At 46.3% G+C, this 11327-nt stretch carries 11 protein-coding genes; 4 read left to right on the forward strand and 7 right to left on the reverse strand.

The features are described 5' to 3' along the window. Positions 1-153: 153 nt before the first annotated feature. From AC1RM2_RS24845 to AC1RM2_RS24875, 7 genes are all read right to left on the reverse strand, one after another. Entirely contained in the window at positions 154-867 is a 714-nt protein-coding gene (locus AC1RM2_RS24845) for a hypothetical protein (protein ID WP_492987813.1), read from the reverse strand. 6 nt (positions 868-873) lie between these two features. After that, positions 874-1065, reverse strand: a complete 192-nt coding sequence (locus tag AC1RM2_RS24850) for a hypothetical protein (protein ID WP_492987814.1) — start codon at positions 1063-1065, stop codon at positions 874-876. 670 nt (positions 1066-1735) lie between these two features. Beyond that, positions 1736-2482 carry a LytR/AlgR family response regulator transcription factor gene (locus AC1RM2_RS24855; protein ID WP_090644331.1) on the reverse strand — a complete coding sequence of 249 codons (747 nt, stop codon included), beginning with the start codon at positions 2480-2482 and terminating at the stop codon, positions 1736-1738. Beyond that, positions 2479-3513, reverse strand: coding sequence for a sensor histidine kinase (locus AC1RM2_RS24860; protein ID WP_492987815.1), 1035 nt, complete (start codon positions 3511-3513; stop codon positions 2479-2481). Before AC1RM2_RS24860 ends, AC1RM2_RS24855 begins: the two co-directional genes overlap by 4 nt. Positions 3514-3654: 141 nt before the next feature. Further along, entirely contained in the window at positions 3655-4020 is a 366-nt protein-coding gene (locus AC1RM2_RS24865; RefSeq protein ID WP_492987816.1) for a DUF4288 domain-containing protein, read from the reverse strand. A gap of 152 nt (positions 4021-4172) precedes the next feature. Next, positions 4173-5072 carry a LiaF transmembrane domain-containing protein gene (locus tag AC1RM2_RS24870; protein ID WP_492987817.1) on the reverse strand — a complete coding sequence of 300 codons (900 nt, stop codon included), beginning with the start codon at positions 5070-5072 and terminating at the stop codon, positions 4173-4175. A gap of 796 nt (positions 5073-5868) precedes the next feature. Continuing rightward, positions 5869-6270 (reverse strand): LiaF transmembrane domain-containing protein, encoded by a 402-nt coding sequence (locus AC1RM2_RS24875; RefSeq protein ID WP_492987818.1) that lies wholly within the window; start codon positions 6268-6270, stop codon positions 5869-5871. Positions 6271-6470: 200 nt separating this feature from the next. On the opposite strand from AC1RM2_RS24875, the gene AC1RM2_RS24880 reads away from it, so the two are divergent. From AC1RM2_RS24880 to pgmB, 4 genes are all read left to right on the forward strand, one after another. After that, the gene (locus AC1RM2_RS24880; protein ID WP_492987819.1) at positions 6471-7778 is read left to right on the forward strand and encodes a flavin monoamine oxidase family protein; all 1308 of its coding nucleotides are present in this window, start codon (positions 6471-6473) and stop codon (positions 7776-7778) included. A 104-nt stretch (positions 7779-7882) separates the two neighbouring features. Next, the gene (locus AC1RM2_RS24885) at positions 7883-8584 is read left to right on the forward strand and encodes a L,D-transpeptidase family protein (RefSeq protein ID WP_492987820.1); all 702 of its coding nucleotides are present in this window, start codon (positions 7883-7885) and stop codon (positions 8582-8584) included. Positions 8585-8769: 185 nt separating this feature from the next. Further along, the gene (locus tag AC1RM2_RS24890) at positions 8770-10632 is read left to right on the forward strand and encodes an alpha-amylase family glycosyl hydrolase (RefSeq protein ID WP_492987821.1); all 1863 of its coding nucleotides are present in this window, start codon (positions 8770-8772) and stop codon (positions 10630-10632) included. A 45-nt stretch (positions 10633-10677) separates the two neighbouring features. After that, a complete protein-coding gene (gene pgmB / locus AC1RM2_RS24895; protein WP_090644372.1) occupies positions 10678-11325 on the forward strand; it encodes a beta-phosphoglucomutase in 648 nt (215 codons plus the stop codon). Positions 11326-11327: the final 2 nt, after the last annotated feature.

Consider the following 11327-nt stretch of genomic DNA (forward strand, 5'->3'; position numbering starts at 1 on the left):
GTATCCACAATTTACCATCTGAGCGTTTGATCGATACTCGTGGTTTTGTTTTACGCGTAATGGATAGCAGCGAATACCGTACCCGCGCCTATGGCCCTGTGCCGTATAAGCGGATAGCCCGACCCCGTTTCTATCAGCGGGGGTACGCCATATTTATTTCAGGCCCGGCTTCGGCCTCAACGTCAAAAATATTTCCTTCGCCAAAGCCTGCTGCGCTTCATTAAGATTCCGGGCACCCACCACAATAGCGTTCGCGCTTATTCCCGAAAACATATGGGCTTCCTGTTTACGCATGTAAATCCCCGTTATTCCTTTTAACCCTTTTTTAGGTATTACCAAACGGCGGTAATGGCGCTGTATGGTATCTAATTTTACAATATGGTTTTTAACCTCCTGCGGAATAAAAATTGGCAATTTAAACTTGTCTTTCTTGTAAGTGCATGCTGCTATAAAATCGCAGCCGCGGGCAAATGTGCTGTCGCTTTTATTGCATGGCCTTATTTGGGTTACCTGGGTTTTTATCCAGCCAATATCGGGGTGTAACCTTTTGTTTACAAATCTTGTAATTCCCTCGTCTTTCCACCATCCCTGCCGGATATATTCCTGCTCGCTCATTACAAGAGTATCGCAATACCAGCCATAGTCAAAAGAGAGATCAAAATCCTTTCCCTTTAAAAATCCGGGTTGCGAGTCGATGCCCTTTTCAAATTTGAGGGTAAAGTAATCGGGAACGTCAATTACAAAATCATGCAGGTCGATGGTTTTCCATCCGGGTTTTGGAGGTGGGGGCGGGACAGTTTTCTGTTTGGGTTTGGTGTTGCATCCAAATAGCAGGACGATCAGTAAGACAAGGTAGGCTTTGCTCATGTAAGGTTATATGATTTGCCAATTTACCAGTATTAGCGGACAGTTGAAAATATAGTATGTAGTTTTTATCCCCGCGTAAGGGATAGCAGCGAATACCGGCCCCGCGCCTAATGCCTGAAGCCGTATAAGCGTATAGCCCGACCCCGCTTCTATCAGCGGGGTTACGCCATAATTATTTCTGTTACCTTCATAGTTCATTAAACCCCTACCTTCCCTTCCCCAAGGAAGGAATCGCACGGGGCTTTGCTTTGGTTGGTGGGAGAGGGGATGGTGCTTTTATTATACCCCTGGTTACCGTTAACAAAAAAGGGTTCTGGTATGATGTATACTTAGCATGTGGGGTGCCGAAACAAGTTCGGCATGACTTCGGGGGTAAATCGATGTCATTTTCCCTTCGGAATCCGCTGGTTTTACTACTCAGCATGACGAATTCCCCCTTTACATAACCATCGGCTTTGAACGCGGGCTACGACTCACCCCGGCTACGCTGCGCTGGCCGACCCTCTCTCCGGCTGAAGCCGCAAAGAGGGTGAAGCCCATTTTTGTTTTCCCTTTTTCGCCCCTCTATGCGACGCAGTCGGAGAGAGGGGCAGACGGGCGTAGCCTCGTCGGGGTGAGTCGTCGCCGACATGCGATATTTGTCATTTTCCCTTCAGAATTTCGCGAAATTTTAACACTTAGCATTACAAGTCCCCCAAACCGGAGTCTTCCTGAACTTGTTTCAGGATCCCATAGGACAGGTGGCCGGTATGACGGTCACTTAGCACGTGGGGTGCCGAAACAAGTTCGGCATGACTTCGGGGGTAATACAGCATACCCACCTGCAAATCAAAATCCTGTCAATCCTGCAAAATCCTGAAAATCGTGTTTATATACCCAACACCTGCTTCAACTTCACATACCCCGTTTTACTGACAGGTATCTTAGCCCCCGATTTCAAAATAGCTAAATGCGCGTCCTTTTCGTACGGGTCAATCCTGGTGATTTGGGTGATGGCGATGATATACGAGCGGTGCACGCGGACGAATTGCCGCGGGTCGAGGGTTTGTTCGAAGAAGCTCATGGTTTTGTTTTTGAGGTACGAGCCTTCTTTGGTGATAACGGATACGTAGTCGTCGTCGGCCATGAGGTATTCCACGTCGGCAACGGGGATAATTTTTACTTTAGTGCCGGTTTTTACCACAATGCGCTCGTTTTGGGCGGGCGAATGGGCGGCAACGGCGTCCAGCAGTTCTTCGGTATGTTTGGGGGTATGTTTTTCGGGCGCGGTGGCCAGGAATTTTTCGACAGCTTTATTAAAACGCTCCTTGCTGAAGGGTTTCATGAGGTAGTCGACCGCGTGGGCCTCAAAGGCTTTGATGGCGTATTCGTCAAAAGCGGTGGTGAAAATAACGGCGGGCGGGTTTTCTACCAGTTCCAGCATTTCAAAGCCGTTGATCTTGGGCATCTGCACATCTAAAAATATCAGGTCGGGCTGGTGCTGCTGTATGGCTTTAAGGCCTTCAAAGCCGTCGTTACATTCCTGTATCAGCTCAATATCTTTAAAATTTTGCAGGTATTCCATTACAACCATGCGGGCTAATGGCTCGTCGTCAATAATCAGGGCGCGCTTCATACTTGTGGTACTTTTATTATGGTTGTAAATATATTATCATTTGCGTAAGTTTCCATCAGGTCGTTACGGGCAAATAACAAATATAACCGGCGCTGCACCCCGCGCAAGCCAAAACCGGTACCTTTTTTTGGTCGGCTGGTTTGCGGATCGTATGGGTTTTGCACCATCACTACCAGGTAATGGTCTTCCATTTCGCCACGGATGCTTACGGTAACCTCGCCGGTGGTATCGTACAAGCCAAATTTGATGGCATTTTCAACCAATGGCTGCAGCAGCATGGAGGGCAGCAGGGCGGCCCCACAACGCGGGTCGCAACTTATTTCGGTTTGCAGGCGGTGGCCAAAGCGTACTTTTTCAATATCCAGGTATAAATTCAGGTGGGCCAGTTCGTCGCTTAGGGGCACCTGTTGCTGGTCGTCCTTTTTAAGGGTGCCGCGCAAAAAGTCGGACAGTTGATGGATCATGGTTCGGGCCAGGTCGGGTTTAAAGCCGATGAGCGCGTTGATGGAGTTGAGGCTGTTGAACAAAAAGTGCGGCTGCAGTTGCTGGCGCAGGTTGTACAGCTCGGCATCACGGGCCAGCTGCTCGGCCTCGGTTTTGCGTTTCATGGTTTCGCGCTGATCCAGCTGTGAGTACCACAACAAGCTGATCATGGCCATCCAGCCCACGGCCAAAAAGTTGATAAAAAAGCGGATGGTTAGGGATTGAATAACAAAGTTGACGAAGATAGGGTCGGTATTAAGCAGCGGCAGCAAATACCGGCAGCCCGCGGCGCAAATGCCCGCCAGCGCCACCACCCATATAAACAGGTTAATATAGCTGCCCTTGCCCGGCTGGTAGTAGCGCAGGTTATTGTTGATAAGCCAGCAGGCGCCCGATAGCAACACGGCGCTAAGCAAACCATCGATAGTTGAGGTGAACCACAAAAAACCAAAACTATGGATAATATACGTTTGCAGCGCCGCCCAGCCGAAGCCGCAGCCCACAAACGCACCGTATAATCTGGAAGCTTTTAAATTTGGTATGGCCAAAATGTTATCGTATTAGCCCCCTCTAAATCTCCCCCGGTAGGGGAGACTTTGAAGAGATTGTTTTTTTTAATGTTAAGCGCAGCACAGCACAGCCCCCTCTAAATCTCCCCCGGTAGGGGAGACTTTTAAAACCTCTTTTTTTTAAGCCCTCCCTACCGGGGAGGGTTTGGGAGGGGCTGCCTTCCCCAGCAACGCCGCCTTGTGATGCGCCCAGGCGATGTACAGGTCGGCGTCGGGTGTTTCGTGTATGTTGTAATATAGTTCGGCGCCGTCGGTGGGTTCGCTGATGCGGTTAAGTTCGGCCACATCAATAAATTGCCATTTAACGGTTTGGCGCTCAATATTTTTAAAGCTATCCTGGTTGGCATGGCCAATCTTGTTAGCTTTTTCAAAGGCATTCAGCTCGGTTTCGGCGCTGATTAACCGCAACTGCTCATCAAATTGCGCCTGATGGTCGCCATCGCCACTTATTACCCTGAAAACTAATTTTGCTATGTACCAGTTCATGATTAGAAGGCCTCCAGCCCAAGCCCCCTCTAAATCTCCCCCTGAAGGGGGAGACTTTTGGGTTGTTTTTTTGTTTGTAAATATTCCTTCGTTTGAAGATGTTTTCGTTTTTTTAAGCCCTCCCCTTCAGGGGAGGGTTTGGGTGGGGCTGTCTAATAACTCCTTATATCTACCCCTGCAAATATCGATACCCCTTTTAGCACCAGTATTTTGCCGTTAACGTTTGATGCTGTACTGCGGATGCGTTTATCATCTACGCTGGCAAATACGGCGGCCAAATCCGATACTACCTGCCAGTTGGATGGCACGATGATTTTGGTGCCGCCGAAAATCTGGGTAATATCCAGGTATATACGGCCGTCAATATCGGCCTGGGTAAAGTCGAGCTCGGCCCCGCCGAAGATGTTAACGATGTCGCCGCCCTTAAAATTCTTGCTCAGGATGGTTTTATTAACCCCGCCGAAGATGGAAACGGTATCCAGGTAATCATCGCCGTTATGGTGGCCAAAAGGCGGCGTATCCTTTGGCGGTGTGTTGGTGCCGGCCGCGGCGGGTTCGCCTGATGGTGGTATTTCGCCGCCATCTTTTACGGTGTAGTCAACAATCGGGTCTTCCATTTTACCAAAGTCGAACTTAGGTTTCTCGGTTTTTTTGCCCCAGTTGGCAGGGTCGGCATAATCTTTTTCCCATTTGGTTTTGTATTTACCGGTAACAGGGTCATGGCTTTTGCCGCGCCTTACAATAAGCCACATGCCAAAGGCTATAATGGCGATGGGCCATACAATACGATCGGAATCATTAATGTTGTTGATGATGAACAACACCACGCCGATAGCTATCAGCATAGGGCCTGATGATTTTTGAAAATTATGTTTGGCGCCTACATACAGGCCCCAGGCCACCAACCACAGCGGCCAAAGTTCCAATGATTCCGGAAGAAAGAAAAGGCTAAATTGTTTTAGTAATAATATTGCTCCTACAACAAGCAATATTATCCCGGCCATGGCTTTGCCTCGGTTAGGGTTTTGCGGAGAATTTATATCGTTGTTCATTTGTTCTGTTGCATTTTAAATCATATCCCAAAACTAAGGTAACATTATACATGTGCCAAACAAATACTGGCGATATATTTAAAGTAATCGGTAAGGGGGGAAGTTTTGTCGGTGAAAAAGTTTGCCGGTGTTTAAACGACGCAATGGTTAGGATTCAGTATTTTTCGTTAGATGAAATATTTTCCTTTTGTGAAAATTCCGGACAGGCAAATACCATCCGAAAAATTGGGGTAAAACAAAGGGGCAGGAGGGTTGTGAGGATGTGCGGGTGGTATGTTTAAAGGTTGCGGCAGGTAGTTGGCGGGTGGTTTGCAAGTTGTAGAAAAGTGTGGTATAAAAGTGCATTTTTATTGCTCAAAACCTGGTATCTGTTGCACATTATTTGATTTTTTTTGTGGGTTTTTGTTTTAAAAATGCACATCAGGGTGTTGCCCCGCTGATAGAAGCGGTGCCGGGCTATCCATACATACGCCTGCAGGCCTTACGCGCAAAGGCCGGTACCCGTTACTATCCCTAACACATAAAAATGAGGCGGTACTGACAAAATTCTGTCAGTGTTCGGGTTTATGGAGGCCAAAATCGAGGGGTTTGTAATCAAGTATTTAAAAATCAGTTAGTTGGTAAAATCATGCTTTTTACGTTCTGTTTTATCCGAACACTTAATTACTTGTACTTCAATCACATAAGTGTTCGCCCCCGAACACCCCTGTTATTCCCTCACAAAACCGAACACTCACAAAAAAGGGAGAGCCTATACAGGCCCTCCCTCAAATCAAAACTATTAAATCAAAATGTATTAAACGCCCGGTTCGGTTGTGTTATCAAAATGGAACGGTTGCTTGGGCTGGTTAAATATTTGTTCCTCAGTGTGTTTGCGTGGTTTAACTACCATCCAGGCGCCAAAGGCCATGATAGCCAGTGGCCATACTATGCGGTCGGCATCGGGGATGTTTTCGTCGAGCAAAAAGGCAACGCCAATCAGGGTAACAATTATCCAGGCTGGTTTCCTGAAATTGTATTTGGCACCCATGTAAGTACCCCAGGCAATCATCCACATTGGCCAGCTAAACAGCCAGTCGGGTATAAAAAATAAATCGAATTGGTTTATCAGTAAAAGGCTGCCAGCTACTAATAAAATTGCCCCTGCGGCTACTTTGCTGTTGTTTGGGGTGTTCAGGGTGTTTATATCGTTGTTCATCGTCGTAAGTTTTAAATTATACCCTAAAAGTACTGCGCTATATAAGGCACAGCAAGGCAATATTGGCGAACAGGGTATAACAACCCGGTAAGCAAGTATATTTTGTCGGTGAATGGGGCTGCCGTTTTCGCCGGAAATTTGACAAACAAATGCCGCATTGTATCATTACAATAATTACATTGCCCTACCATAATAACACCATGGAAGATACCGATATATTGATCATAGGTGCCGGTGCCGCCGGCTTAATGGCTGCCCGTACGCTGGTAAAAGCCGGTAAAAAAGTTACCGTACTGGAGGCCCGCGACCGCATTGGCGGCCGCATCCACACGCTCGAAAATGCATCGGGCCAACAACCCCTGGAACTGGGCGCTGAGTTCATACACGGTGATTTGCCGCTCACAAAATCCTTATTGGATGAGGCAGGCATTGCCTATGAGCACGCCGGCGCATCCATGTGGCGGTACGAGGATGGCGAGTTTAAGCAGAACGAATCCTTTGTTGAACATTGGGACGCCTTCCTTAATAAACTGGATGAATTAGAGCAGGATATGAGCATCAACTGCTTCCTGCTCCGCGAATTTAAAGGCGAAAAATACCGGCGTTTAAGGGAGTCTGTACGCCAATTTGTATCCGGATATGATAACGCCGACCCCAAAAAAGCAAGCGCGTTTTCCCTGCGCCGCGAATGGCAATCTGAAGACGATGGAGCACAATACCGGGTAGCCGGTGGCTATATTAAATTGGCGAGTTTTTTGGCCGGAGAGATAATTGCCGCCGGTGGGCAGATACACCTGAATGCTGTAGTAAAGAAAATTTATTGGCAACAGCATTGTGTAAAAGTGGTTAGCAGTGTTGGCTGTACGCATTCGACAAAGCAAATAATTGTGGCCTTACCACTTGGCGTTCTGCAGGTTAACGCAGGTGATTCCGGCGCTATCAGCTTTATTCCTGAGGTTCCGGGCCATATCAAAGCTATCAACGCTTTAGGCTTTGGGGCGGTAATAAAAATCCTGCTGGAGTTTGATGAGGCTTTTTGGGAAGACAAACAAACCGAAATCCTGGCCGGTAAAAGCCTCAGTAACATGGGCTATTTATTTAGCACCGAGGAAATTCCCACCTGGTGGACACAGGCGCCCCAACATACTAATATGCTAACCGGCTGGATAGGCGGCCCCGAAGCTGCCGAAAAAATCGATGCTCCCAATGTCGAAATATTAAAACAAAGTCTGCAATCATTGGCCATTATTTTTAACCGCGATGAGCAGCAACTCAAACAAAAACTCCTTAACTACCACATAGTGAACTGGACGGCAGATGAATTTGCCCGTGGCTCCTACGCTTATGATACGGTAGAAGCCAGCCAGGCGCGTTCCATTCTACTTGAACCTGTAGAAGATACCATTTTCTTCGCCGGCGAATACTTGTACAACGGCACCGCCATGGGCACCGTTGAAGCTGCACTTGATAGCGGGTTGCGCGCCGCGGAGCGGATTAAGCAGCTATAGAAAGACCGTTTTTTCAACTTTTAAGCAGCCGGTATTTAATATTTTTGATTAGGCATACGATATTAACTAAGTCTTTCGTTATAGGCGGATAAGTACCTTATCCGATGTCCAAATTATTCCTAACCCTGCTGTTTTCCTATTTAATTATTGTCAATCCACGGCCCAAGTTGCCTGATAGCAAACGGGCCAGCGATGTGCGCACTACCGTATGGCCCCGCTTGCAACAAGAATTAAACGATAAAGGCTTCAAAGAGGAAGCCCCCATCTACATCCGTATTTTTAAAGACCAGGATGCGCTGGAAGTTTGGAAAAAGGCAGGCAATAAATATAAGTTGTTTAAAACTTACGAAATTTGCTACTACTCGGGCAACCTGGGCACCAAAACCAAAAAGGGCGATAATAAAAGCCCCGAAGGCTTTTATACCATCCAACCCAAACAGCTTAACCCGGTGAGTAATTACTACCTGGCTATTAATGTAGGCTACCCAAACAAGGTTGAACAGTTAAAAGGTTACACCGGCGATGCTATTATGGTACATGGGCATTGTGCATCAATTGGTTGCTACGCCATGACCGATGCGCGGATTGAAGAAATTTATACCTTGGTTTACAAAGCCTTTGAAGCGGGCCAGCAAAAAATCAACCTCGATATATTTCCGTTCAGAATGGATAAAGCACACATGGATTTTTACAGCCATCAATCCTATATGGCTTTCTGGAAAACGTTAAAGCCCGGATATGAAAAGTTTGAAAAAACACGCCTTCCGGTTAACTATTTTATCAAAGGGAAGGACTATGCTTTTTGATGGTTGGCAAAGAAATAAGCCGACCAATAATGGTTCTGGCTCGAAGGTTTTTCAAACCCCATTTCGGCTTATCAATAATTATCAAAATTTCCATACAACAAATCAATTTTATTATAAATTTGGAACGCGGATAGTGCCTGATAGCAGGCCGCAGCCAATTATACTTTTTTGACCTGTTTTATAATATGAAAAAAACTTTACTTTTTGCCTTATGCAGCCTTGCGCTTGCGTTAGGCGCATCGGCGCAAATACCTGCTTTAGAGCGCGTTGAGCCCATGTCATGGTGGGTGGGTATGAGCAACCCTAACCTGCAATTAATAGTACATGGCAATAACATTGCAGGCCGTAATGTAGTACTTAATTACCCTGGCGTAAAGCTAAAAGCAGTACATAAAGTTGAAAACTCAAATTATTTATTCCTCGATCTGCAGCTTTTTTCTTCGGTAGTTCCGGGAACGTTCCCGATAAAATTTACAAAGGCCGGTCAAAAGGACTTGGTTTATCAATATACGCTCAATAAACGCGACAAATCTGCCGGTCGCATCCAGGGCGTAACCAACAAGGATTTGATATACCTTATCATGCCCGATCGTTTCAGCAACGGTGATGAAAGCAACGACTCATTTGACAATATGCGCGAGAAAGGCGTTCACCGCGATTCGATGTACAGCCGCCACGGCGGTGATATCCAGGGAGTGATGAACCATCTTGATTATTTAAAAGCCTTAGGCGTTACTGCTATCTGGATGACTCCCGAAATTGAGAACGACGAACCGCATGCATCATATCATGGTTACGCAGTTACCGATTATTATAAAATAGACCCCCGCTATGGCACCAATGAGTTGTACAAAAAATTTGTAGAAAAGTGCCACAGCATGGGCCTGAAGGTAATTAAAGACCTGGTGCACAACCATGCCGGTACCGAAGGCTATACCATTATGGATATGCCGATGAAAAGCTGGGTACATCAGTGGCCAAAATACACCAAATCAAATTTCAGGGATGCTGCCGTGATGGATCCGCACGCCTCGCTAATGGATAAGAAACTGATGGCCGATGGATGGTTTGATCATCGGATGGCCGATATGAACCAGAATAATATTTATGTACAAAATTATCTTACCCAAAATCATGTTTGGTGGGTGGAGTATGCCGGTATTGATGGTTTTCGCTTAGATACTTACCCCTACAATGATCCGGCATATATGGCTAAATGGGCACAGGATGTTAAGGCCGAATTTCCAAAGCTTTCCATTTTTGGTGAAACGCTGGTATGGTCTGCCGCAAATCAGGCCTTTTTTACACAGGGCAATACCGTTAACCGTGGTATGGATACCCACCTGCCTGGCGTAACAGATGCCGTATTGAAAGACGCCATTTACGAGGCTTTGAATGGCAACGATGGCTGGACAGATGGTGTTGGCCGCCTGTATTCGGTTATCGCCCAGGACTTTTTATACCAGGATGCCACCCATAATACCATATTTATGGATAACCATGATATGAGCCGCCTTTTATCTGTGGTTAAAGAGGATTTTACCAAATATAAATCGGCAATGGCAATGCTGCTTACCATGCGTGGTGTACCACAATTATATTATGGCGATGAGATCCTGATGAAAAACTATTCTGATCCGGATGGTTTAGTGCGCGAGGATTTTGCCGGCGGCTGGCGGGGCGATAAAGAAAATAAGTTTACTGCCGATGGCCGCAGTAAAAAGGAAAACGAGGCATTTAACTACGTAAGTAAGCTGGCCAACTACCGTAAAGGTACGACCGCCCTGCAAACAGGTAAATTGATGCAATTTGTGCCCGAAAAGGGGATTTATGTATACTTCAGGTATGATGCTGCCAAAACGGTAATGGTTATTTTCAATAGCAGCGACAAAGACCAAGCAACAACAACAGACCGGTATTTTGAACGAATTGGCGATGCCAAAAAAGCCCGTAACGTGATAACCGACGAGCCCGTTGACCTGGCGCAGGTGAACATACCTGGCAAAACTGCTTTAGTGCTCGAAATATTACCCGGTGGTACTCATTAAAAATTATATCTTAGTGGCTTTGAGCCGCGTATCTAAAAAGTTACAATGAACAATATTAAAGCATGTATTTTCGATCTGGATGGTGTAATTGTTGATACAGCCGTTTATCACTATAAGGCCTGGAAACGATTAGCCAACTCCCTGGGCTTCGATTTTACAGAACACCAGAACGAACAATTAAAAGGCGTAAGCCGGGTACGCTCGCTCGAGCTTATTTTAGGCTGGGGAGGCGTAACCAAAACTGCTGCAGAGCAGGAAATTTTGGCTACCCAAAAAAATACCTGGTACATGGAAATGGTTAACCAGATGAAACCCGATGAAATACTGCCCGGTGCAAAGGAGTTTGTAGAAATATGCCGAAAAGCAGGTATCAAAATAGCCTTAGGCTCGGCCAGCAAAAACTCGATGACCATCCTCAACAAAATTGGTATTACCAATCTTTTCGATGCGGTTATTGATGGCAACAAAGTAAGCAAAGCCAAACCCGATCCCGAAGTTTTTTTAACAGGAGCCAAAGCTCTAAGTGTTGAACCCGAAGAATGTGTGGTTTTTGAAGATGCCATTGCCGGGGTAGAGGCAGCTAAAGCCGGCGGTATGAAGGTAGTTGGCATAGGCCAACCCGGCGTACTGGATGCCGATTTGGTAATCAGCGGGTTAGATAAAATGACGTTAGATAAATTATTTAAAATATAAGA

Source organism: Mucilaginibacter sp. GW822-FHT03E02, assembly GCF_058801545.1.